Origin of the sequence: Pseudotabrizicola sediminis (assembly GCF_004745575.1) — a bacterium.
Taxonomy (GTDB): domain Bacteria; phylum Pseudomonadota; class Alphaproteobacteria; order Rhodobacterales; family Rhodobacteraceae; genus Pseudotabrizicola; species Pseudotabrizicola sediminis.
On record NZ_RPEM01000002.1, the window covers coordinates 1 to 24299 of the forward strand.

20 protein-coding genes and 1 tRNA gene are annotated in these 24299 nt (G+C 62.9%); 11 read left to right on the forward strand and 10 right to left on the reverse strand.

Going from position 1 to position 24299, the window contains the following annotated elements:
• Window positions 1-36: 36 nt before the first annotated feature.
• Window positions 37-1908 (reverse strand): ATP-binding protein, encoded by a 1872-nt coding sequence (locus EEB11_RS02660; RefSeq protein WP_135428886.1) that lies wholly within the window; start codon window positions 1906-1908, stop codon window positions 37-39.
• A gap of 527 nt (window positions 1909-2435) precedes the next feature.
• Here EEB11_RS02660 and EEB11_RS02665 point away from each other — a divergent pair.
• On the forward strand, window positions 2436-2762 hold the full coding sequence (locus EEB11_RS02665; protein ID WP_135428887.1) for an Hpt domain-containing protein: 327 nt from the start codon (window positions 2436-2438) through the stop codon (window positions 2760-2762).
• A gap of 97 nt (window positions 2763-2859) precedes the next feature.
• On the opposite strand, the gene EEB11_RS02670 is transcribed toward EEB11_RS02665, so the two are convergent.
• The 3 genes from EEB11_RS02670 to EEB11_RS02680 form a co-directional block, all read right to left on the reverse strand.
• Window positions 2860-3216, reverse strand: coding sequence for a DUF1850 domain-containing protein (locus EEB11_RS02670; RefSeq protein ID WP_245298749.1), 357 nt, complete (start codon window positions 3214-3216; stop codon window positions 2860-2862).
• On the reverse strand, window positions 3213-5303 hold the full coding sequence (locus tag EEB11_RS02675) for a TRAP transporter permease (RefSeq protein WP_135428888.1): 2091 nt from the start codon (window positions 5301-5303) through the stop codon (window positions 3213-3215). The genes EEB11_RS02670 and EEB11_RS02675 overlap by 4 nt, the downstream gene beginning before the upstream one ends.
• 66 nt (window positions 5304-5369) lie before the next feature.
• Complete coding sequence (locus tag EEB11_RS02680; protein WP_256370706.1) at window positions 5370-6329, reverse strand: TAXI family TRAP transporter solute-binding subunit; 960 nt, start codon at window positions 6327-6329, stop codon at window positions 5370-5372.
• Between the two features lie 291 nt (window positions 6330-6620).
• Here EEB11_RS02680 and EEB11_RS02685 point away from each other — a divergent pair, with 291 nt between their 5' ends.
• From EEB11_RS02685 to EEB11_RS02705, 5 genes are all read left to right on the forward strand, one after another.
• Window positions 6621-7319 carry an SOS response-associated peptidase gene (locus EEB11_RS02685; RefSeq protein ID WP_354002079.1) on the forward strand — a complete coding sequence of 233 codons (699 nt, stop codon included), beginning with the start codon at window positions 6621-6623 and terminating at the stop codon, window positions 7317-7319.
• The gene (locus tag EEB11_RS02690; protein WP_135428889.1) at window positions 7309-7896 is read left to right on the forward strand and encodes an ImuA family protein; all 588 of its coding nucleotides are present in this window, start codon (window positions 7309-7311) and stop codon (window positions 7894-7896) included. Before EEB11_RS02685 ends, EEB11_RS02690 begins: the two co-directional genes overlap by 11 nt.
• The gene (locus EEB11_RS02695) at window positions 7877-9295 is read left to right on the forward strand and encodes a Y-family DNA polymerase (protein WP_354002080.1); all 1419 of its coding nucleotides are present in this window, start codon (window positions 7877-7879) and stop codon (window positions 9293-9295) included. The genes EEB11_RS02690 and EEB11_RS02695 overlap by 20 nt, the downstream gene beginning before the upstream one ends.
• Window positions 9295-12759 (forward strand): error-prone DNA polymerase, encoded by a 3465-nt coding sequence (locus EEB11_RS02700; protein WP_135428891.1) that lies wholly within the window; start codon window positions 9295-9297, stop codon window positions 12757-12759. Before EEB11_RS02695 ends, EEB11_RS02700 begins: the two co-directional genes overlap by 1 nt.
• 205 nt (window positions 12760-12964) lie before the next feature.
• Window positions 12965-14242: a Gfo/Idh/MocA family protein gene (locus EEB11_RS02705; protein ID WP_135428892.1), complete on the forward strand. Its 1278-nt coding sequence runs from the start codon at window positions 12965-12967 to the stop codon at window positions 14240-14242.
• A 31-nt stretch (window positions 14243-14273) separates the two neighbouring features.
• On the opposite strand, the gene mtaB is transcribed toward EEB11_RS02705, so the two are convergent.
• Together mtaB and dapF are read right to left on the reverse strand one after the other, a co-directional pair.
• Complete coding sequence (gene mtaB, locus EEB11_RS02710; RefSeq protein WP_135428893.1) at window positions 14274-15542, reverse strand: tRNA (N(6)-L-threonylcarbamoyladenosine(37)-C(2))-methylthiotransferase MtaB; 1269 nt, start codon at window positions 15540-15542, stop codon at window positions 14274-14276.
• A complete protein-coding gene (dapF, locus tag EEB11_RS02715) occupies window positions 15539-16384 on the reverse strand; it encodes a diaminopimelate epimerase (RefSeq protein WP_135428894.1) in 846 nt (281 codons plus the stop codon). The genes mtaB and dapF overlap by 4 nt, the downstream gene beginning before the upstream one ends.
• A gap of 98 nt (window positions 16385-16482) precedes the next feature.
• Between dapF and EEB11_RS02720 the strand changes: the two genes are divergently transcribed.
• Window positions 16483-16558, forward strand: a tRNA-Lys gene (locus EEB11_RS02720).
• A 92-nt stretch (window positions 16559-16650) separates the two neighbouring features.
• On the opposite strand, the gene EEB11_RS02725 is transcribed toward EEB11_RS02720, so the two are convergent.
• The 4 genes from EEB11_RS02725 to EEB11_RS02740 all read right to left on the reverse strand — a co-directional run bounded on the left by EEB11_RS02725 (window position 16651) and on the right by EEB11_RS02740 (window position 20086).
• Window positions 16651-17886, reverse strand: coding sequence for a saccharopine dehydrogenase family protein (locus tag EEB11_RS02725; RefSeq protein WP_135428895.1), 1236 nt, complete (start codon window positions 17884-17886; stop codon window positions 16651-16653).
• Between the two features lie 45 nt (window positions 17887-17931).
• Window positions 17932-19026, reverse strand: a complete 1095-nt coding sequence (locus tag EEB11_RS02730; protein WP_135428896.1) for a carboxynorspermidine decarboxylase — start codon at window positions 19024-19026, stop codon at window positions 17932-17934.
• A gap of 93 nt (window positions 19027-19119) precedes the next feature.
• Window positions 19120-19824 (reverse strand): winged helix-turn-helix domain-containing protein, encoded by a 705-nt coding sequence (locus EEB11_RS02735; RefSeq protein ID WP_135428897.1) that lies wholly within the window; start codon window positions 19822-19824, stop codon window positions 19120-19122.
• Entirely contained in the window at window positions 19796-20086 is a 291-nt protein-coding gene (locus tag EEB11_RS02740; RefSeq protein WP_135428898.1) for a hypothetical protein, read from the reverse strand. Before EEB11_RS02740 ends, EEB11_RS02735 begins: the two co-directional genes overlap by 29 nt.
• 226 nt (window positions 20087-20312) lie before the next feature.
• On the opposite strand from EEB11_RS02740, the gene EEB11_RS02745 reads away from it, so the two are divergent.
• The 4 genes from EEB11_RS02745 to EEB11_RS02760 all read left to right on the forward strand — a co-directional run bounded on the left by EEB11_RS02745 (window position 20313) and on the right by EEB11_RS02760 (window position 24292).
• Complete coding sequence (locus EEB11_RS02745; protein ID WP_135428899.1) at window positions 20313-20879, forward strand: hypothetical protein; 567 nt, start codon at window positions 20313-20315, stop codon at window positions 20877-20879.
• A 78-nt stretch (window positions 20880-20957) separates the two neighbouring features.
• Window positions 20958-21590, forward strand: coding sequence for a ribonuclease HII (gene rnhB / locus EEB11_RS02750; protein WP_135428900.1), 633 nt, complete (start codon window positions 20958-20960; stop codon window positions 21588-21590).
• A gap of 90 nt (window positions 21591-21680) precedes the next feature.
• Window positions 21681-22802, forward strand: coding sequence for a site-specific DNA-methyltransferase (locus tag EEB11_RS02755; RefSeq protein WP_135428901.1), 1122 nt, complete (start codon window positions 21681-21683; stop codon window positions 22800-22802).
• Window positions 22803-23149: 347 nt separating this feature from the next.
• Window positions 23150-24292: a TIGR03862 family flavoprotein gene (locus EEB11_RS02760; protein ID WP_135429280.1), complete on the forward strand. Its 1143-nt coding sequence runs from the start codon at window positions 23150-23152 to the stop codon at window positions 24290-24292.
• Window positions 24293-24299 lie beyond the last annotated feature (7 nt).

The following is a 24299-nucleotide window of genomic DNA, read 5'->3' on the forward strand; positions in this document are numbered from 1 at the left end:
TAGGGGGAATCGGTAACAAGTGTCAGACTCGGAACACTAGGCATGAGAAGCTTTCTGTTCCTTTGCCACGAACGCAGAAAGACCTGACGGAGTCATGCGACTTTCCTGTTCTTCCTGACAGGCCAGGAGAACAGACCGCAACGCTTCCAGCCGGATTGGCTTTGGCAGATGGGCGTCAAACCCGGAGGCAAGATAAAGTGTCAGATCAGAGGACAGGGCATTGGCCGTCGCCGCCACGGCATAGGCGGGTGTACGGTGCCGATCCTTCTCCAGCTGGTGCAGGTGATGCAATGTCTCGATCCCCGAAAATCCGGGCATCGAGATGTCCAGCAGATAGATATCGAAGGCCTGCTGTTCGGTCATCCTGATCGCGGCATGCCCGTCTACGGCAATCTGCGGCTCTATCCCCAGCTGGCGCAGCATCGCACGCAAGACCATGAGATTGACCGCGCTGTCATCGGCACACAAAACCTTCAGCGCCGAGAAGTCATGCAGTGGGACCAAAACCGGGTCGGTCTCGACCTCTTTGACAGGTGTGGCGCGGTCCAGCGGCAGGGAAATGGTAAAGCGGGTGCCCTGCTGCGGCTGGCTTTCAACCGCAATGGTCCCGCCCATGGCCGTGACCAGCCGGTGGACGATTGTCATGCCCAGTCCGGTGCCACCAAAGCGCCGCGTGATGCCTTCATCCGCCTGATTGAATTCATCGAACAGGGTCGCGACCTGAACCTCGGTCATGCCAATTCCGGTATCTTCGATCACGATCTGCAATGCCTCGGTGCCGCTGATTGCAACCCTGACGCATCCGGTTTGCGTGAACTTGACAGCGTTTCCGACAACGTTTTGCAGGATCTGGTTCACCCGATGCCCATCTCCCAGCCAGTCTCCGGCGGCCTCGGGCCCAAGCTCTACCGTCAACGCGATTCCACGCTCGCGGCATTTCGGGTCATGACTGGCCCGGATTTGGTCAAGCAAGGTCTCCGGGTCGAAGGGGCGTTTCTCCAGCGTGACGGCATTGGCCTGCAGTTTTGACACATCCAGAATGTCGTTCAGGATGTAAATGAGCAAATCCCCCGAATGCTGGATATGGCCAATCAGCTTGCGCGCATCCGGTTGTTTCACGATCCCTTGCAACACATCCGCCAGCCCGATGACAGAGTTCAGTGGCGTGCGGATTTCATGGCTCATATGCGCCAGAAACCGGGCGCGGGACTCGGCAAGCTCATAGGCACGTTTCTGTTCACGGTTGAGAGACTGATTCAACCGGGCCGCGCGCAGGGCAATCAATGCAAAGCTCCATTGCAGGGCAGAATAGGCCAGAGCAAAGGCAATCAACGCAGTGGTCGTCAGATGCACCGAAAGCGGTGCACCCGTCGCAAGCAAGGCCAGACGAAGCATGTATCCGCTGAACAGCACAAAAAATGGAAAGCTGACCAGCAGCCGCAACTCGCGCTCATAAGGTTTTGACAGCCGCAGGATGATCACAGCCATGATCAGGGTATAAATGCTGTTCATGACAGACGTGGTGACAAACAGCACCGTGGCCGCCGGCCCGGTCAGCACAAACGCCCAGTGCAGCCCCACATTTATCGCACTGACGGACCCAAAAAGCCAATAGCGCGGGCGCCTACCCAGGCCGCGGTACATGGCAAAAAAGCCGAACAATATGCCGAAATGTGCCCCACAGATTATGATGCATGCGCCCAGCCAGAACGGCAATGCCTCGTGAAACAGCAAAGCGATGGCAGCCGTCAGCATGGCCACATTGGACAGGCTCAGCCAGGTTGAAGCTGTTTTCAGGTCCGCGTCGAAAAACCGCGTTCTGCGCTCCAGAAGGCAGATCAGCAGCGCGAAAAGTGACATTGTCGCTGCAATCAGGACAACGACGCTGATTTCTACAGTGGTGCTCAATCTGTTTCCTTTGTCAGGTCAACGCCTGACCCGTTCATGGTGCTGGCCCGGATGTAGACGGCTTCTGGCCGTCGTGCGGCATCGCGGGAAGTTCGGAAAACTCGTGTACTCGTAAAGAACATCTATATGGCAGGCATACAGGCGATTACGGCGGTCTTATGTTTGAATGCAGCAAATACAGTACACTGACCGGCGATTGGGGCGCCGGCCACGCCTGCCGCAGCGAACATGTCACCTTTTGACAGATTCGCCTGAAATGGCACCGTGATCAAGCTGCATTTCCAGAACCGCGCTGGCGATCCCTGACCGAGGCTGGCAGGACAGTCTGACCGCAGGTGTCAAAGTCGGGTCTGTGCGGGCCGGGTGCGGAAGATTTTGTAATGCTGAGCAAAAAGACACTTGCTCCTCGCGCCAATCCCCGCGACTCTTCCGGAAGTTGATGAAGCTTTACCGAAAGAGTGCCTTATGAACGCACAAATTTGCAGTTTGGCCGACCGGTTTCCTACAAACCAAAGGGTCGACATGCGATGATTGATTGGCAAATTGCAAACGATCTGAAACAGGCAATCGGTGCAGACGTGTTCGATGAAGTGATTGCGGTTTTTTTTGCGGAAGCCGACGACACCCTGACGCGAATGATGGCTGCAACCACTGCCGAGGACATGCAGAATGAGTTGCATTTCATGAAGGGCAGTGCCCTGAATCTGGGGTTCAGCGACATGGCACAGCTTTGCCAGAGGCTTGAGCTTCGCGCCGAAGCGGGTGACACGGATCTGCCGCTGGCGCAGGTGCAGACAGTCTATGCCGCCTCTCGGGAAGAGTTTTCGCTGCGCCGCGCCCAGATGCTCGACTAAGGCCAAAGCGCGGAAAAGCACGCGGGCCTTTGGCTATCCGCGCGGCGCGTGGGCGAGGCCGAGGTTTTTCCTGCGATGATGAGCAGACTGCCGGTTGTCATGGGCTACAGGGGGCGATGCGGATGGATTGCTCCGGCGTTTCCCCAAGCGTGTGGCAGGTGGCCCCGTCGCAAAGCCGCCAACCCGCGCCCGTGCTGCCGGATGCAGCGAGGTGCAGGGCGGGCACCTCGGTTCCCGGCGACCAGACCCACCAGCCGTCTTGCTGCACCGCCCCCGGCCCGGGCTCCATTCCCGCGCCCGTTCCTTTGATGCGGGCCCGGGTCAGGCGCAGGCCCTGTGGCTGAACCTGCCAGTCCTCGACCCATTCGGTTTTCTCGACCGAATGGGTCCAGTGCAGCGAAAAGGCGGGGCCTGACAGGGCAAGCACCATGGCCCCGGCCATCAGACAGGTCACGCGGCGGCCTTCCGGCGCAGCAGCAGGATATGCTGGGCGGCAAAGGCCAGCACCAGCGCAAAGCCGATGCCATCGGTCGCGGGCAAAGCAACTACAAGCGCCCCTGCGGCAACCATGGCAAGCGCGCGCTGCCACAGCTGCAACGGCGTACCAAACCACCCGATCACCGCGATGCCCCACAAGCCGATGGCCAGCACGGTCTTGGTGACCACATAGATCACGGCCGGGATAAAGCCGATGGCTTCGGCCAGCGGCCCGCCGTTCTGCAGCATCAGGGCGGGGGTGTAGACCGCCATGAACGGGATCACGAACCCCGCCGCTGCAATCTTCACCGCATGGATCGAGATGGTCAGCCCGCGCTCTTTGGCAATCGGAGCGGCGGCAAAGCAGGCCAGCGCCACTGGCGGGGTCAGGTCCGCCAGGATGCCGAAGTAGAACACGAACATATGGCTGACGATCAGCGGCACACCCAGTTCCAGCAGCGCAGGGCCAGCGATGGAGGAGGTGATGATGTAATTGGGGATGGTCGGGATGCCCATGCCCAGCACGATACAGGTGATCATGGTCAGCACGAGGCTAAGAAACAGGCTGCTTTCTCCCACGCCCACGATGAACTGGCCAAAGGTGTTGGCCGCTCCGGTCAGGGTCATGGTGCCGATGATGATGCCGACCAGTGCGCAGGCGATGCCCACCGGCAGCGCGGTTTTCGCACCATCTGCCAGTGCATCGCGGCAGATGATCAGCGTCTCGCGCCCGCCCTTTGACAAGGCGTTGAGCGCGATCAGTGCGGCGACCACGGTTGCCACCACCCAGATGCCCCATTGCAAAAAGGCTCCGGCGGCAAAGCCAAGCCCGATCCAGAACATCACCCGGATCACGCCCGCAGGCAGGCCAAGCGCCACGCTGGCCCCAAGGATCAGCATCAGGGTCAGGCCAAGGCCGACGGTGCCCGCGAACAGCGGCGTGTAGCCGGAAAACAGCAACCAGACCAGCACCGCCAGCGGCAGGATCAGATGCCAGCCTTTTTTGATCGCGGCCATGGGTGAGGGCAATTCGGCCTTTGACAACCCGCGCAGGTCCAACCGTCCGGCTTCCAGATGCACCATCCAGAAGGCCGCGGCGAAATACAGGATCGCCGGAATGATTGCGGCGCGGACCACCTCAATATAGGCGACCCCCAGCGTTTCGGCCATGATGAAGGCCACCGCCCCCATCACCGGCGGCATGATCTGCCCGCCCATGCTGGCCGTGGCCTCCACCCCGCCCGCGAAAGCGGGGCGGTAGCCAAAGCGTTTCATAAGCGGAATGGTGAACTGCCCCGTGGTGACCACATTGGCCACGCCCGACCCGGAAATCGTGCCCATCAGGCCGGAAGACAGAACCGAGACCTTGGCTGCCCCGCCCATCTTGTGCCCGACAAGCCCAAGTGAGACATCGGTGAACAGCTTGATCATCCCGGCCTTTTCCAGAAAGGCCCCGAACAGGATGAACAGGAAAATGAAGGTCGACGACACATAGGTCGGAATGCCGTAGATGCCTTCGGTGCCGTAGGCCATATGTTCGACCACCTGGGCAAAATCATAGCCACGATGGTTCAGGGGGGCGGGCAGATACTCGCCAAACAGGCAATAGGCCAGAAAGGTGCCTGCGATGATCGGCAGGGCGATGCCCATCATCGCCCATGCCGCCCCGAACACTGTGGCAAGCGCTATGACGCCGATCACAATATCCAGCGGCAGTGGATCACCGGCCCGCATCAGCAGCGGCACGTATTCCAGCCATTGATAGAACGCCACCCCGACCGACAAACCGGCCAGACCCCATGCAATGACCCGCACCACCGGCCCCGCGCCACGCATCAGTGCCAGTAGCGGGAAGCCCAGCAGCAGCAAAAAGCCTACGTGAATGGCACGGGTGATCTGGCTGGCAAAATCCACCAGATGCGCCGCCGTCAGGATCTGGAAGACTGAAAAGGCAATCGCGATCCAGAACAGCGCGCGGCCCTCCCAACCGGGCGGAAAGCCAGCGGCCAGCGGATCATGCGGATTGTGCGCCTCTACCACGGCGTCGGCTTTGTCTTTGGTCATCATAACCCTCCCTGGCCCGATGCAGACGGGCCGTTTGGCCCGCCTGTTCCAGTGTTTCGTGCTGGGTTACTGGATCAACCCGGCTTCGCGGTAATAGCGTTCCGCGCCCGGATGCAGCGGCACCGGCATGCCGTCAAGCGCGGTTTCCAGGGTGATGGCCGTCGCCGCCTGATGGGCTGCCGCAAGCGCAGGCAGATTTTCGAACAAAAGCTTTGTCATCTGATAGGCGGTTTCCTCGTCCACACCGTCATGGGTCAGGAAGAAGTTGCCAACCGCAAGGGTCGGGATGTCCTCGGTCTGGCCTTCATAGGTGCCAGCCGGGATGATCGCCGACAGGTACGGCGCACCCAGCGTTTCGGCCACCTCTGGCGGGACCGATACGATGGTGGTGGACACCGAGGTCGCCAGATCCTTGAGCGAGGACACGCCCAGGCCCGCCGATTGCAGTGTGGCATCCAGCTGGCGGTTCTTCATCAGCTCGACCGATTCCGCAAAGGGCAGGTATTCGGTCTTGCTCAGATCGTCATAGCTCATCCCCAGTGCGCCAAGGATGGCGCGGGCATTGAGTTCGGTCCCGGATTTCGCGGCACCGACCGACAACGACATTCCCTTGAGGTCAGTAACAGTGACGATGCCGCTGTTGGCGCTGGCCGCAATCTGGATGTAGTTCGGATAGGCCGCGGCGATGCCCCGCAGCTTGTCCAGCGGGGCGCTGAAGCCCGCATCGGCATCGCCTTCCCAGGCCAGTTTTACCGAATCGCCCAGAGCGATGGCAAACTCGCCCTTGCCCTGCTGCAACAGATTCAGGTTTTCCACGCTGGCCTTGGTGGCCTGCACCTGGGTGCGTGCGCCTTCGATGCCGTCGGCATAGATTTTCGACAGGCCCACGCCGATCGGATAATATACCCCCGACGTGCCGCCGGTCAGGATGTTGATGAATTGCTCGGCCTGTGCCGACATTGGCACGACAGTCAGCGCCGTGCAGGCAACGAGCGCGCGAAATCCGCGCGTCATGGAAATGGTCATGTGATCCTCCTCTGATCCGGACAGGGTTTGCCTGCCCCTCCTTTTCCCTGCTCCTCAGCGGGATGGTCTACCTTGGCGTATAAGTGCTGCAGAACGAAAGGGGTTTCTGAGTGTGGCACTAGTAGCTTTGTGATGATCCGCCACCAGGTTTTGCGTGGAACGCTGCCAAAACAAACGGGCTGCGACATAGGCAAAGCGGACCACGCCCCTGCGTCAGGGTGCCCCAAAACCCATCGAAGACTTTCTTTACCTGTCATGTTCTGTCAATGTTCCAAGGGTTCACCCTTCACCGTGAGTCTGCAAACGCCCATGTGCAACCTGTATTCCCAGACCAAAAGCCAGGATGCGATGCGCCATGTCTTTGATGAGATGGTGGAGGGGGATGAGCCGGTCGAGGATGCGACAGGCAACCTGCCGCCGATGCCGGGGATCTATCCTGACTATGCAGCCCCCATCCTCCGGCACCGGGATGGTGGCGGCTGGCAGATGGTCATGGCGCGTTGGGGGATGCCCACACCGCAGGTGTTTCTGGCGGGCAAGCGCACCGATCCGGGCGTGACCAATATCCGCAACACCGCCTCGGCACACTGGAAACGCTGGCTTGCGCCTGCGCACCGCTGCCTCGTGCCCTTCACCAGCTTTTCCGAGATCGACAGCCGCCCGGGTGCGCCGCGCAACCACCCGGTCTGGTTCGCGCTTGGCGCGGACCGCCCGCTGGCGTTCTTTGCCGGAATCCGCACCGAATGGACCTCGGTGCGGAAGCTTAAAGAGGGGGAGGTAACGACAGAGCTGTTCGGCTTTCTGACCTGTGACCCGAATGCCGAGGTGAAACCGTTTCACCCCAAGGCGATGCCGGTGATTTTGACCACGCCGGAAGAGTGCCGGCTCTGGCTGACCGCCCCCGTGGCGCAGGCGCTGACCCTGCAACGGCCTTTGCCCGATGGGATGCTGCAGGTTGTCGCGGAAGGGGGGCGTCAGGATGCGGCCTGACCCTGCCCCCGCCGACCCCTTTGATCTGCGCAAAGCCCGCGTGCATGAGGCCGAAGGGCGCGGCCGCCGTGCCTTTGCCCTGTTGCAGGCCGCGCGGCATCCGGGGCCGCTGGTCTGGATTCTGCCCGGCCATGTGCCGGAACTGCCCATGCTGCGCGGCCTGCCGCAGGGGGTGGGGGCACGGCTGCACCTGTTGCGCCCGGCCAGCGAGGTCGATCTTTTGTGGTGCATGGAAGAATCGCTGCGCGCCGCCCCGGTCGGTCTGGTGATTGCCGAGCCGGAAAAGCCGCTGTCGCTGACGGCAGGCCGCCGGTTGCAGTTGGCGGCGGAAAAGGGCCGCACCACCGGCCTTGTGCTGATCCGTCAGGATGCGGGAAGTCCGGCCACGGAAACCCGCTGGCACTGTGAAGCGATGGCAGGCCCGGTTGCGGACTCGACTCTTCACGATTGGACTCTTACAAAGAACAAAAAGGGAACATTAGGACATTGGGTTGTAAACTGGGATGGCACGTCGGCTGCTTTCACTCTGGTTCCCAAGGTTGGCGAGCGACGTCAGCTTGCGGAACCGGCCCGTTGAAGGGCCCTTTGCTCTGACCCATCGGTCGGGCAATTCCGATCATCTGCATTGCCTGAACCTGGCCGCGGATCAGCGCGGGTTGCACCGCGGCATGCCGCTGGCCGATGCGCGCGCGATCTGCCCGGATCTGTCCACCCGCCCCGCCGATCTGGTACGTGAAGCGGCGGCGCTGGCCAGCCTGCGGCGCTGGGCCAGCCGCTATGCGCCGATGGTCGCCAGTGACGGAACCGACGGGCTGATCGCCGACATCACCGGGGTCGCGCATCTGTTTGGCGGCGAGGCAGAGCTGCGCGCCGACCTGCACGCGCGGCTGACCCGCGCCGGGCTGCAGGCCAGCAGTGCCGTCGCGGGCACGCGGGGCGGTGCGCATGCGCTGGCCCGCCATGGCGGCGGGATCATCGCCGATGGCGCGCTGGCTCAGGGCCTTGGCCGGTTGCCAGTCTCGGCCCTGCGGGTCGATCATGACACGGCCGAAGCGCTGGCCCGTGTGGGTCTGGCCCGGATCGCTGATCTGGCCCATCTGCCACGCGCGCCGCTGGCCCGCCGCTTCGGGGCGGGGCTGGTGTTGCGGCTGGATCAGGCGCTGGGCGTGCAGGCCGAGCCGGTGGCGGCAGAACCCGAAGCGCCACATTTCGGGGTGCGGATGACCCTGCCAGACCCGATCGGCCTGCAATCCGATGTGATGGCGGGCCTGTCTCGCCTGCTGGACCGGCTGTGCGCCAAACTCTCCCTGCACCGGATGGGGGCACGGCGCGTGCGGCTGGAACTTCGCCGGGTAGATCGCGGCACAGCGCAGGTCGAGATCGGTCTGGCACGCGCCATGCGCGACCCTGCCCGCATCGCCGCGCTGTTTGCCAAGGGCGTGGATGAGATCGACTCGGGCTTTGGCATCGACGCGATGCGCCTGACTGCGCCTGTGACAGAGCCGCTGGCCCCGGAACAGATCGGGGGCGGCCCCGATGCCCGGCATCAGGATGCGCTGGCGGATTTTCTGTCCTCGACCGGCAACCGCATCGGCTTTGACCGGGTGCTGCGGCTGCTCCCCGCCGAAAGCCTGATCCCCGAACGCAGTTTTCTGCTGGTCCCGGCGGCCTATTCGGCACCGGAGCCGGCCTCGCACAGCCATGGCTCCGCCCGTCCCGCCCTGATCTTTCCGCCCGAGCCGGTGGATGCCGCCGCTGGTTCCCCCCCTGCCAGTTTCCGCTGGCGGCGGATGCGCTTCACCACGCTGCGCGCGCAGGGGCCGGAACGGATCGCCCCGGAATGGTGGTTTGACGATCCGGCATGGCGCACCGGCCTGCGCGATTACTGGCGGATCGAGACCCGCGAAGGCCCACGCCTGTGGCTGTTCCACACGCCGCAATCACCGGAATGGCGCATTCAGGGGGAATTCGCCTGATGCCGCTTCCTCACGGCGAAGATACTCTGGGGGGGGCGGGGGACAAAGCCCCCCGGCTTTCTACCGAAGATGGGCGGGGCAAAGTCCCTCTGCTGTCCCAAAGGGTTCCCCAGCCTTATGCCGAACTCTGCGTCACCTCGAACTTCACCTTCCTGACCGGGGCCTCACACCCCGAAGAACTGGTGACCCGCGCGGCAGAACTGGGCCTGACCGCCATCGCCATCACCGACCGCAATTCGGTGGCGGGCGTGGTGCGGGCGTTTTCCGCGCTCAAGGAATTGGCGCGCCTGCGCGAAGAGGCGCTGGCCACTGATCACGCCGCGCAAGACGGGCCGAGCATCCGGTCGCAGCATGTGACCGATCATTCCAGTCGCCAGACCGTGCCGCATTTCACCGGGGCCACTGCCGCGCCTGTGTTGCCCGACAGTCCGCTGCCCCGGCTGATCCCCGGCGCACGGCTGGTGCTGACCGATTCCCCCGTCGAATGGCTTGCCCTACCGACCGACATTTCGGCGTGGTCCCGGCTGACTCGGCTGCTGTCCGTCGGAAAACGTCGCGCGCCCAAAGGTGACTGCCACCTGACGCAGGCCGATCTGCTGGAATGGGGCAAGGGGATGATCCTGATTGCCCTGCCGCCCGACCCGCTGGAGGATCGCGCGTTGAAAACCACCCATACCGCGCTGCTTGCCATTGCTCGCGCATTTCCCGGCCAGTGCTTTCTGGGGGCCACGCCGCATTATGACGGTCGCGATCAGGCCCGGCTGGACCGTCTGGCGGCAACGGCGCAGCAGACCAATCTGTCGATGGTGGCCTTGGGTGATGTGCTGATGCACCGCGCCGCGCGCCGCCCTTTGGCCGATGTGCTGACCTGCCTGCGCATCGGCTGCACCATCGACGCCATCGGCCAGCATCGCCTGCCAAATGGTGAGCGCCGTTTGAAGTCGGGGACCGAGATGGCCCGGCTGTTCCACCGCTATCCCGCCGCCCTGCGCCGCACGGTGGAAATTGCCAATGCCTGCGCCTTCCGCCTTGATGAATTGCGCTATCAATACCCCGATGAGGCGCTGAACGGCGAACCCGCGCAGGCAAGGCTGGAGCGGTTGACCCGCAACGGTTTGATCTGGCGCTATCCTGACGGTGCCTCGCCCAAGATCGTCGCCCGGGTGGAAAAGGAACTCGCCCTGATCCGCGACGTGGAATACGCACCCTATTTCCTGACCGTGCATGACATCGTGGCCTTTGCCCGCGCGCGCGGCATCCTGTGTCAGGGGCGTGGGTCGGCGGCCAATTCGGTGGTGTGCTACCTCTTGGGCATCACCGAAGTGCCGCCTGAATCCATCACCCTGATCTTCGAGCGCTTCATCAGCAAAGAACGCGGCGAGCCGCCGGATATCGACGTGGATTTCGAGCACGAACGCCGCGAAGAGGTGATCCAGTGGATCTATGAGCGCTATGGCCGCGAGCGTGCAGGCCTGACCGCCACCGTGATCCACTTCCGCTCCCGCGCTGCCATCCGCGAGGTCGGCAAGGTGATGGGTCTGTCACAGGACGTGGTCGCCCGCCTGTCAGGCCAGATCTGGGGCTGGTCGTCATCGGCGCCGGGGCAGGACCGGATGCGCGATGCGGGCCTTGACCCGACCGACAGGCGGATGATGCTGACCACCCGGCTGATCGCCGAGATCATCGGCTTCCCGCGCCATCTGTCGCAGCATGTCGGTGGCTTTGTGATCACGCAAGGCCGCCTCGATGAACTCTGTCCCATTGAGAATGCCGCGATGGATGATCGCACCATCATCGAATGGGACAAGGATGACATCGACGCTTTGGGCCTGTTGAAGGTGGATATTCTGGCACTGGGCATGCTCACCTGCATCCGCAAGGCCTTTGGTCTGCTGAAAGACCATCGCGGGCTTGGCCTGACACTGGCCAATACCCCGGCAGAAGATCCGACGATCTATGACATGCTGTGCCGGGCCGATGCCATCGGGGTGTTTCAGGTGGAAAGCCGGGCGCAGCTGAACTTCCTGCCCCGTATGCGCCCACGCGAATTCTACGATCTGGTCTGCGAGGTCGCCATCGTCCGCCCCGGCCCGATTCAAGGGGGCATGGTGCACCCGTTCATCAACCGCCGTCAGGGGCGCGAGCCGGTCGAAGACCTTGGCCCCGCCATGATGGAGGTGCTGGGCCGCACCTACGGCGTGCCGCTGTTTCAGGAACAGGCGATGCAGATTGCCGTGGTGGCAGCGGGGTTTACCCCAGCGGAGGCCGACCGTTTGCGCCGCAGCCTTGCCACCTTCAAACGCATGGGCACCATCGGGTCGTTCCGTGACCGATTCGTGTCGGGCATGCTGGAGCGCGGCTATGGCGCCGATTTTGCGCTGCGCTGCTTCGCGCAGATCGAAGGCTTCGGCAGCTATGGCTTTCCCGAAAGCCATGCTGCCAGTTTTGCGCGGCTGGTCTATATCTCGGCCTGGCTCAAATGCCATCATCAGGCGGTGTTCACCTGCGCGCTTCTGAACAGCCAGCCGATGGGGTTCTATGCACCCGCTCAGTTGGTGGGCGATGCCCGCGATTGTGGGGTGGAGGTGCGGCCGGTCTCGGTCAACCATTCGCAGTGGGACTGCACGCTGGAACACCGCGCCGATGGCGCTTTGGCGCTGCGGTTGGGGTTCCGGCAGATCAAGGGGATGCGCGAAGAGGATGCCGATTGGATCGCTGCCGCGCGCGGCAACGGCTATCCCGATGTCGAAAGCCTGTGGCGGCGCGCGGGCGTGCAGCCGGCCACGCTGGAACGGCTGGCCGAAGGAGATGCCTTCGCCGCCCTTGGCCTGTCGCGCCGTGATGCGCTCTGGGCCGCAAAGGCTTTGCGTGCGCCTGCCCCCCTGCCGCTGTTCGGCCCGGATGGGGAAGGGGGCATCGAACCCGCCGTCACCCTGCCGCGCATGACCCTTGGGCAAGAGGTGATTGAGGATTACCTGTCGCTGCGCCTGTCCCTACGTGCTCATCCGATGGAACTGCTGCGCCCCCGCCTGCCCGAAAGCCTGCCCAACGACCGTCTGGCGCAGACCAAGGGCCGCGTCACCGTCACCGGCCTTGTCATCACCCGCCAACGCCCTGGCACCGCATCGGGTGTGATCTTCCTGACGCTGGAGGATGAGACCGGCACCGCGAATGTGGTGATCTGGAAAAAGGTCTACGAGACCTTTCGCAAGGCGGTGATCGCGGGGCGTCTGGTGCAGGTGCGGGGCCGGATCGAACGCGATGGCCCGGTGATCCACCTGATCGCCGAACATGTGGAGGATGTCTCGCCCCTGCTGGCCACGCTTGGCCGTCCGGTGATCATCCCGTCAAACGACGGGCGCGCGGACGAGACCAAGCGCCCTGTCATCAGCCGGGGCCAGTCCAGCGCCCGCCACCCGCGTGAACAGGCGCGAAAACTGTTCCCAAGCCGCGATTTTCATTAAGGCGGCGGGGCATGCCACCATACTGACGTCACATCCAGGCTTCAAAAAGCCAAATGATCACAAAACCAGCCATGGTCATAAATGCAAGGCACTGCCTACCCTTCCGGCTGCAAAGCTCCGACCAAGCCATCCCGAAACCCGCTTCGGTCTGGACCATCGCAGGAATGTGGGTCACAGGTCCGGTCAGGACAGCGGAGATGACAGAATGAAGGTTGCCCTGGTCGGATGCGGATCCCGGCATCAGATGTTTCGCAACGCGCTGACCGGCCCCTATGCCGACCGGCACGAGCTTGTAGCCCTGTGCGACAGCAATCCCTATCGCCTGTCACTTTCGGCCGCCGCTGTGGCAAAGCCCGGCACCAACGGGATCGCCACCTATCTGTCTGCCGATTTCGACCGGATGCTTGCAGAGCAAGGCGCGGATACGGTGCTGATTTCCACGCCCGACAACACCCATGCCGGTTATATCGTGCGCGCGCTGGAGGCTGGGTGTGACGTGATCTGCGAAAAGCCGATGACCATCGACCTGCCCTCCTTGCGCCAGATTCTGGCGGCGCAGGACCGTACGGGCCGCAAAGTGCGCGTGGCCTTCAACTACCGCTATGCCCCGGCCCGCCAGCAGATCCGCGCCCTGTTGGCCGCCGGAACGATCGGCACTGTGACCGGGCTCGATTTCCGCTGGCATCTGGATCAGGTGCACGGATCGGATTACTTTCGCCGCTGGCATCGCGACAAGGCCAATTCCGGCGGGCTCTTTGTTCACAAGGCCACGCATCATTTCGACCTGATGAACTGGTGGCTGGGAACCACGCCTGCCGCCATTTCTGCCTCGGGCGGGCGCCATGCCTATAGCCCGGTCCGCGCGGCGGAACTGGGGCTTGTGGGCCATGGCCCGCGCTGCACGGGTTGCCCGGTCGCCTTGCGCTGCCCCTATCCGCTTGATCTTGATGCCGACAAACGGCTGGCTGCCCTCTACCGCGACGCCGAGGCCGAGGATGGTTATCACCGCGATCAGTGCATCTTTTCGCCCGAGATCACGCTGGAAGACACGCTTCAGGCCCAGATCCGTTTTGCCAATGGTGCCACCGCCAATTACAGCCTGACCGCCTATGCACCGTGGGAGGGGCTGGAGGTGATGTTCTACGGCACCGGCGGGCAGCTGAGCCATCGCCATGTCGAGGTACATGGCGTGTTTGGCGGCAAGCGGCCCAAGGAAAAGCAGTCTGTCACCACCACCCTTCATCTGGCGGGGCAGGATCCCACAAACCTTGCCGTGCCAAAGGCACAGGGCGACCATGGCGGGGCAGACCCTTTGATGCTGCAAGACATCTTCGGCGAAGGCGGGTCTGAAACCCACGCATCAGACCATCGCGCAGGGGCCTGGTCGATCCTTGCCGGGATCGCGGCCAATGCTGCGCTGGCGTCGGGTCAGGTCGAGGAGATTGGCGATTTGCTTGCACAGGTTGGCATCGCCCGCATCTGAAGCGGCAGGCTCCGACCGAAATCTGCGAGGCTCAGACCAACGCCGGGCGGGCCGTCAGGCGCGTGGCCCCAAAGCCCTCGATGCAGGCCGTGATGATCTGCCCTTCTGGCTGATCCTGCGCGAAATCCACCTCGGTAAACTGTTCTGTCCGGCCCATGCGGGGGCCCTCCATCAGAATGCGATGGGTCTGGCCGGTCTGCGCCGACAGGTGCTGCGTCAGCGCAGCCTCTCCCTTGGCGCGCAGCTGGGCCGCGCGGGTCTTGATCTCGGGCCCCTTCAGCTGTGGCATCCGGGCCGCAGGGGTGCCTTTGCGCGGGCTGAACGGGAACACATGCAGAAAGGTCAGACCGCAGTCATCCACCAGCTTCAAGCTGTTGTGGAACATGGCTTCCGTCTCGGTCGGGAAGCCCGCGATGATATCGGCCCCGAACACCATGTCGGGCCGCAACCGGCGCGCGTCTTCACAAAACCGGATCGCATCGTCGCGCAGATGGCGGCGCTTCATCCGTTTCAAGATCATGTCATCGCCCGCCTGCAAGGACAGATGCAGATGCGGCATCAGACGCGACTCGGTCGCGATGGCCAACATCAGGTTGTCATCTGCCTCGATGCTGTCGATGCTGCTGATGCGCAGGCGCGGCAGATCCGGCACCAGCCGCAGGATCCGCATCACCAGATCGCCCAGACGCGGGAGGCCCGGCAGATCCGCCCCCCATGACGTCAGATCAACGCCGGTCAGCACCACCTCGTTGAATCCCTTGTCCACCAGCCGCTTGATCTGTTCGATCACCACACCGGCGGGGACAGACCGCGAATTGCCGCGTCCGAAGGGGATGATGCAGAATGTGCAGCGATGGTCACAGCCGTTCTGCACCTGCACATAGGCGCGGTGGCGGCCAAAACCGTCAATCAGGTGTCCGGCGGTTTCGCGTACCGACATGATGTCATCGACCTGCACGCGTTCAGTCTGGCCGATGAAATCGGGGCCGGCGATGCCCTGCCAGGTTTTGGCCTGCATTTTCTCGGTGTTGCCGATCACCCGCGTGACCTCGGCCATCGCAGCAAAGGTTTCCGGTTCGGTTTGCGCGGCGCAGCCGGTGACGATCACCGCAGCGCCCGGGTTTTCGCGCGACAGTCGGCGGATCTCCTGCTTGGCCTTGCGCACCGCCTCAGCCGTCACGGCGCAGGTGTTCACGATTACCGCGCCCTGCAACCCGGCAGCTTCGGCCAGCTCTTTCATCGCCTCGGATTCATAGGCGTTCAGGCGGCAGCCCAGCGTGGCGAAAACTGGCGCGGTCATCGGTGGGCCGCCAGAAAGGCAGGCGAGAGCCAGCCGTCAAACACATGCGCCACTGGACCGGTCATCCAGACGCCATCCTCGCGCCAGTCGATTTCCAGCACGCCCCCGTCAAGGGTCAGTGAGACCCGTCGCCCGGTCAGCCCGCGCAGGTGGGCAGCTACAGCGGTGGCGCAGGCACCGGACCCGCAGGCCAGCGTGATACCCGCCCCGCGTTCCCATACCCGCATCCGAAGGTGGTCGGGGGCGAGAACAGATGCGAACTCCACATTCGTGCGCTCTGGAAACAGAGGGTCATGCTCATAGCGTGGGCCAAGGCCGGCCACGTCCACCGCTTCGGCATCATCGACAAACAGCACGCAATGCGGGTTTCCCATTCCCACCGCCACCGGATCGCCGGGCAGGGGCAAGTGCAACAAGTCCATATCCCGCACCAGCGGCACCGATGGCCAGTCCAGCTGCGGTGCACCCATGTTCACGGACACCTGACCATCGGCCAGCCGTACGGCGAACAGGCCGCCGCGCGCGGTGATCAGTGTTACCGCGTCCCGCCCCAGCCCTCGCATCACGTAATCCGACACGCAGCGCGTGGCATTGCCGCAGGCTCCGGCCAGGCTGCCATCGCTGTTCCAGAAATCCAGCGTAAAGTCGGCACCATCGGTGCCGTCCCGAATCTCGGCCAGCTGGTCAAAGCCTACACCACGGTTGCGATCCCCCAGCGCCCGTGCCAGCGCAGGCGTCACCACCGCGCCCGCACGCCCACGCGAGTCGATCACCACGAAGTCATTGCCGGCACCGTGCATTTTCATGAAGGGCAGGCCGTCTGGCGGGGTCACTTGGTCCATTCGCGGGCATATACGCCCGATCCGGCAGATTTGCCAGAGCCCTGCATCTTTTGTCCTTGACCCCACCCGTCTCTGACCGTAATCAGCGCCCCAGTCGTGGGCCGGTAGCTCAGTTGGTAGAGCAGCTGACTTTTAATCAGCGGGTCACAGGTTCGAATCCTGTCCGGCTCACCACGATTCCAAAAACCCGGGCCTTCGCCCGGGTTTTTTGATTTCTGGGCCACCAATGATCATGAAAAAACCCGCCGTTTCCGGCGGGTTATGTCTTAGAATTCCAGCAGCCGGTCGCTAGAGGCATCCTTGATGCGCGTGGGCAGCCCGATCTGGTTCAGCAGGTTGATGAATGGGGCAGGGTCCATGTCTTCGACATTCGCCATCGCGCCCACATCCCAGGTGCCATCGGCAATCAGCAACGCCGCAGCGACCGGCGGGACGCCAGCGGTGTAGCTGATACCCTGAGAGCCGACTTCCTCAAAGGCCTCTTTGTGATCCGCCACGTTGTAGATCAGCACCTCAACCGGCTTGCCATCCTTGGTACCCTTCACAAAGTCACCGATGCAGGTCTTGCCGGTATAATCGGGCGCAAGGCTGGCGGGGTCGGGCAGCACGGCCTTGACCACCTTCAGCGGGATCACCTCCAGCCCTTCAGCGGTTTTCACCGGCTGTTCCGACAAAAGGCCAAGGTTTTTAAGCACGGTAAAGACGTTGATGTAATGGTCGCCAAAGCCCATCCAGAACCGCACATCCGCTTGTGGATAGCGCGCCGACAGCGAATGCACCTCATCGTGCCCGGTCAGATAAGCCTTCTGGGTGCCCACAACCGGCATGTCAAATGTCTGGCCGACCTCGAACATGGTATTCGATTGCCAGGCCCCGTTTTGCCAGGAGTAGACCGTGCCGGTGAATTCGCGGAAGTTGATCTCGGGGTCGAAATTGGTGGAAAACCATTTGCCATGCGACCCGGCGTTGATGTCGACAATGTCGATGGAGGTGATGGTATCCATCAGCCCTTCGGCCACGCGGGCATAGGCGTTGACGACACCGGGATCAAACCCCACGCCCAGAATGGCGGTGACGCCCGCGGCTTTGCAAGCCTCGCGCCGTTTCCATTCGTAATTGCCATACCACGGCGGCGCTTCGCAGACTTTACCCGCGTCTTCGTGAATCGCGGTGTCCATATAGGCGACACCCGCCTGAATGCAGGCATCCAGCACCGGCATGTTCACGAAGGGTGAACCGACGTTGATCACGATCTGGCAGCCGGTCGCCTTGATCAGCGCGACCACCGCCGCCGTGTCCATCGCGTCCAGCGCATGGGCCTGAAACACGCCCGGCACCTTCATGGCCGCTTTGGCATGAACGGTCTCAATAATCGCTTCGGCCTTGGCCACAGTGCGGCTGGCGATATGCAGGTCGCCCAAGCGGTCATTATGCTGCGCCGCCTTGTGCGCCACCACCTGTGCCACGCCGCCCGCGCCGATGATCAGAACATTCCGTTTCACTTCGAACCGTCTCCTTTAAGGACAGAGGGAAGGGTGCAACTTTGGTTACCCAAGGTTGCCTTCAAAATCGGCATAGCCGAATTCACGCGCGACGGTCATCGACCCGTCCAATTCCTTGATGACGATGCCCGGCATCTTCACCCCATTGAACCAGTTCTTCTTGACCATGGTATAGCCCGCCGCATCGGCGATGCTCAGCCGGTCGCCCACCTGCAGGGGTGCTGGGAAATTGAATTCACCGAACACATCGCCCGCAAGGCAGGATTTGCCGCAGATCTGGACGGGGTGATCGCCCGTCGTCTCGATCTTGCCAGAAATGCGGTAGATCAGCAAATCCAGCATATGCGCCTCGACCGAAGAGTCGACCACCGCCAGATCCTTGCCGTTGTTCAGCACGTCCAGCACAGTCACCTCAAGGCTGGCCGCCCCGGTGATCGCAGCCTCGCCCGGTTCCAGATAGACCTGCACGCCGAAGCGCTCGGAAAACGCTTTCAGCCGCGCGGCCAGTTTCGCAACCGGGTAGCCTTCACCGGTGAAATGGATGCCGCCGCCAAGGCTGACCCATTGCAGGCGGCTGAGCAGCGCGCCGAACTCGTCCTCGATTCGTGTCAGCTGGCTGTCGAACAGGTCGAAATCGTCATTCTCGCAATTGTAATGGATCATGAAGCCGGAAATCCGGTCCATCACCCGCTCGATCTTGGTCGCATCCCATTCGCCCAGACGGCTGAACGGGCGGGCCGGGTCTGCCAGATCAAACCCGCTGGTGGAAAAGCGCGGGTTCAGGCGCAGACCACGGTTGATGCTGGCCGACTGGTTGTCGAACCTCTCCAGCTGTCCGATGGAGTTGAAGATGATCTTGTCGGCATAGCCCACCGCTTCGGCAATTTCGTGATCGGCCCAAGCCACCGAATAGGCGTGCGTCTCTTTGCCGAACCGCTCCCGTCCCAGTTTCAGCTCATACAGGCTGGAGGACGTCGTGCCGTCCATATGCTGGCGCATCTGGTCAAACACCCCCCAGGTGGCAAAGCATTTCAGCGCAAGAAGGGTCTTTGCCCCCGACGCCGCGCGCAACTGGTCCATGATGGCCATGTTCCGCGCAAGCTTGCTGCGGTCGATCAGGTAAAACGGCGTCTGGATCATCGCATCCCCCCTCAGGGCAGCCTAAAGGACAAGAGGGGCGCTATGTAGAACCCCCCACCCCCCTATGCAAGCCCTGTGACGGGAGGATGACGCTCAGACCATGCGGATCACGTCCTTGCCGACCGCCAGAACATAGCCGCGCCGGGCAATGGTCTTGACCAGCAATTCGCTGACCAACTGATTGCCCAGCGTGTCGCGCAGGCGTTTGACCCGAGTGGCCCCCGCAGCCTCGTCGCAATCCACCTCGTTGCGGCCCGAAATCACCGATTCGATCTGTGCCCCGGTCAGCACTTCGTCATCCATCCGCGCCTCGGCCAGCACCGACAGGGTTTCCAGTGCCGCCTCGGTCAGCGCGAATTCCATGTCATTGATATAAACCGCCCGGCCTTCACGGCTGATCATCAGGCTTGCCACCTGAATGCCCGACCGCTGGATGGCGGAGATCCGGCGGTTCAGGGCGATGATCATCACCAGAAACACCAGTGCCGAAATCAACAGCGCGGTCGAAAACACCAGCAGCACAAAGATCACCATGCGGTAGCTTTGCAGCACCTCGGAAAACGAGGTGCCTGATTGCGCCAGGATCTCCAGCAGCTTGATCTCGGCCCCGGTGGTCAGGTTGTCGTTTTCGACAAACAACCGCTCCACCCGCGCATTGAACGCATTGGCATCCGGCAGGCTGAGGAACAAAAACAGAGCCGCCCCGAGCAGGATCAGCACGATTGCCGCTATGCCAAAGCTGACAACGCGGTTGCCCGCCTTGAGACTGTCAGTAACGGAGGTAGTACTCTCCTGCACTCGCTTGCCTTTCGCCGAGGCCCTCGGGGCCGAAAGTGGACAACACGTTCAACAACGTCCAGCCCGCCGATGCAAGCCGGGGCTTCAACTCGCCCTGCGCGGCACCGGGCGAGCAGTTGCCGTCGCTGACTTGCGCCACACCATAGTGCAGGCGCAAGGGGTTATCCTGCTTGGCCTTGTAATCTGCGTAGCATTCCGCCGAGGCAGGCCCGGCCAGCGCGAGGGCAACGAAGGCCGCGAAGATCATGGAACGTGATGTCATCTCTGTCTCCTGCGCGGCTGCTCTGGCCTTTTGCTCCTTGTACAGTTGCGCGTGTTTCGCCTGATATTCAATATCAACCGGTGTCAGTATGGCGTGACAGTGACTGTTATCGCATATCAGCCCGCCGATATTGCCTGTCTTTGGCGGCGCGCGGCACCGTCAGGGCACCCGTCTGGTGCGATGGTCGCACCCGGCAGAGTGCACGCTTTACAGACAGGAGGCTCCCATGTTCGCCGCACTTCCCGCCATGTCACCGACCGCCATGTCGTCCTGCATGCCGCGCCCGACACCGCAGCCCTTGCGCCGGGTGGCCGCTGCGCTGGCCGCCGCCGTTACCATTCTGGCCCTGCTGGCCGGCAGCGCCGTCCCCGCCCGCGCAGACCATCAAGGCAACACGGTGGCAAAGTCACTGGTGCCCACGCTTGCTGTCGGCACCGTCGGGCATCCGGGCAACAAAGATCGTACAAATCTTGCCCCCGTGTCACCCCCGGTTCAGGTGCGCAGCCCGCGTGTGCCTGAGGTTTGTGCCGTCGAGATTTCCGGCGCGCGCCGCGACTTCACTGTTTATCCGGAACGCTGCCTGCGGCGCCAAGGCTTTGACTACCGCCTGCCGCGCCAATGCGCGTTTCAAGCCCGTGTCTTTGGTCGGGCGGACCGGGTCTATGCCAAGGACTGCCTGCGCAATGCCGGTTTCCGTGTCGATTCCGGCCGGGGCCACGATCGGGGGTATCGCGACCATGGACGCGGGCATGGCAGGGACCATGGCTGGGGCCGTCCACGTCAGGCCTACTGATCGTGCCCTCGCAGATGCAGCGCGGTCTTCGTTCTTCTTCCCCTTTTTTCTGGCTGTGCCCCGCGTTATGCCGGAGGAATGACAAGACCCGCCCCCGATTTCACGCATGAGCAGGCCGCCCTGTCGCAAGGGGCGGCTTTCGTCGTCGGGGTGGACGAGGTGGGCCGTGGTCCGCTGTGCGGCCCGGTCACCGCCGCCGCTGTCCGGCTCGACCCGGCCCGCATTCCCGCCGGCCTTGGTGATTCCAAGACCTTGACCGCCGCCCGCCGTGACCGCCTCTTTGCCGAACTGCTGGAGGTCGCACAGATTGCCATTGCCCATGCAAGCGTTGAAGAGATCGACTCGCTGAATATCCTGCGCGCCAGCCATCTGGCGATGGAGCGGGCAGTGGCAGCACTTGGGGCCGATTTCGCACTGATCGACGGCAACCTGATCCCCCGTAACCTGCCCTGCAGGGGGGTAGCGATCATCAAGGGCGATGCCAAATCCCTGTCGATCGCCGCCGCGTCGATCTGCGCGAAAGTGACCCGTGACCGGATCATGGTGGATTTGGCGCAACAATACCCCGGCTATGGCTGGGAGGTGAACGCCGGTTATCCGACCAAAGCGCATCTGGCAGCCCTTCTAAATCTTGGGGTAACCCCCGTTCATAGACGTTCGTTCAAACCGGTCCACAACATCTTGTATCAAGAGAAATACATAACCCCTTGATTCAATAAAGAATTTGACGGCGAATCATCTCTGACTCATTCTTATCCACAGATACGGCGCGCCAAATGACGCCGGGGACAGAGGCAGAAGATGACGTCAAAGACCAAAGCACCAGGTGCAGATCTGCCCCTGAACCAGATCCTTGCAGGCGACTGCATCGACGTGATGAACAGCCTGCCAGCGGGATCGGTAGACCTGATCTTCGCCGACCCCCCCTATAATCTGCAGCTCAAGGGCGATCTGCACCGGCCCGACAATTCCAAGGTCGACGCGGTGGATGACCACTGGGACCAGTTCAGCAGCTTTGCCGTCTATGATGACTTTACCAAAGCCTGGTTGAAAGCGGCCAAGCGCTTGCTGAAACCCAATGGCGCGATCTGGGTGATCGGCAGCTATCACAACGTGTTCCGCCTTGGGGCCGAGCTTCAAAATCAGGGTTACTGGCTCTTGAACGATGTCGTCTGGCGCAAATCGAACCCGATGCCAAATTTTAAGGGCAAGCGCCTGACCAATGCGCATGAAACCCTGATCTGGGCCTCGCGCGATGAATCTGCGAAATACACCTTCAACTACGAGGCGCTGAAGGCACTGAACGACGGCATCCAGATGCGGTCGGACTGGGTGCTGCCGATCTGCACCGGGCATGAGCGGCTGAAGGACTCCAATGGCGACAAGGCCCATCCGACGCAAAAGCCCGAAAGCCTGCTGCACCGCATCCTTATTGCCACCACCAATCCCGGCGATGTGGTGCTGGACCCGTTCTTCGGCACCGGCACCACGGGTGCCGTGGCCAAGATGCTGGGCCGTGACTTCATCGGGATCGAACGCGAGGAAGCCTACCGCACCGTGGCCGAAGCCCGCCTTGCCCGCGTGCGCAAATTCGACGCCTCGGCGCTGGAGATCACGGGATCGAAACGGTCTGAACCCCGCGTGCCCTTTGGGCAGGTGGTGGAGCGTGGCATGCTGCGGCCGGGCGAAGAGTTGTATTCGGTCGGCAACCGCTACATGGCCAAGGTCCGCGCCGATGGCACTCTGGTGGGGAATGACGTCAAGGGCTCGATCCATCAGGTTGGTGCCGCTTATGAACGTGCGCCAAGCTGCAACGGCTGGACCTACTGGCATTTCAAGCGCGACGGCAAGATGATTCCCATCGACATCCTGCGCCAGCAGATCCGTGCCGAGATGGAAGCTGATCACGCGCGGCCGAACTGATAGCGGCCTGACGCAGTGGCGGGGTGAACCCCGCCCTACCCCCCTGATATTCCGTGTACGCCAGCACTGCAGTCCGCCTGCAGTGCCACTTGCCCCGCCATGTCTGCATGGCGGGGTTTTTTAGTCTGTGGTGGCGGCAAGGCGGCACCCTCCGGGGCTCTGCCCCCGGATCATTGGTTTCTCGGACCAATGGCGACTCCACTGCGCAACCCGGGATATTTTTGAACAGGAAATGACCAAGCGGGGGTGATTGTTGCCATCAGCTCTGTTCCGGGTCAAAGAAGCAGATGGGCAGAGGGAGCGGTAAGGGTGAAGCAGGTGATCCATCAGGTCTTGCGATCCGCATGATTGACGCGCTCGTCATTGGCGCAGGCCCCGCCGGTCTGATGGCGGCAGAGGAACTGGCGCGTGCCGGGCGCCGCGTTGTGGTGGCCGAGGTCAAGCCGTCCCCGGCCCGCAAGTTTCTGATGGCCGGAAAGTCCGGATTGAACGTGACCAAGGATGAACCGCCCGCCCCCTTTGCCGCCGCCTTTGACAGCGACTGGCTGGCCCCGATGCTGCGTGATTTCGGCCCGGAACAGGTGGCGCAGTGGTGTCGGGATCTGGGGCAGGACGTGTTCACTGGGAGTTCTGGCCGGGTGTTTCCCAAGGCGATGAAAGCGTCGCCGCTGCTCCGCGCCTGGTTGCTGCGGCTGGCCGGGCAGGGCGTGGACCTGCGCACGCGCTGGCACTGGCAGGGGTGGGACCGCGACGCCTTGCGTTTTGCCACAGCCGACGGGCCACAGCTTTTGCGCCCACGGGTGACCGTTCTGGCACTTGGCGGGGCCAGTTGGGCGCGGCTGGGGTCTGATGCGGCTTGGGTGCCGTGGCTGGCGGAACGGGGCGTCACGCTCGCTCCGTTCCGCCCGGCCAATATGGGGTTCGGCGTGGATTGGTCGCCTCATATGACCCCGTATTTTGGCCAGCCGATCAAGCCCGCGCTGCTCATGGCAGGGTCGCAATCGGTGCGGGGTGAATTTGTGCTGTCCGCGCGCGGGGTGGAAGGCAGCGCGATATACGCCCTTTCCGCGCAGTTGCGGGACGGGGCCCCGCTGACCGTCAACTTGCTGCCTGATCTGGCCCCCTTGGCCGTGTCGTCCCGCATTGCGCGGTTGAAACGCGGCGACAGTCTGGCCAACCGGCTGCGCAAGCTGGGCCTCTCTCCGGCCGCGGCTGCGCTGGTCATGGAGTTTGGCCGCCAGATGCCGCTGGAACGCGCCCTGACGGCGCTGCCGCTGCAACTGACCGGGCCAAGGCCGATCGACGAGGCGATTTCCACCGCCGGCGGCATCACCCGCGACAGCCTGACGGACGGGCTGGAGCTGCGGGCTGTGCCGGGCGTCTTTGCCTGTGGCGAGATGCTGGATTGGGAGGCCCCGACCGGGGGCTATCTGCTGACAGGCTGCTGGGCGACCGGCCGTTGGGCCGGGCGACACGCGGCACAGGTCTGACCGCAAA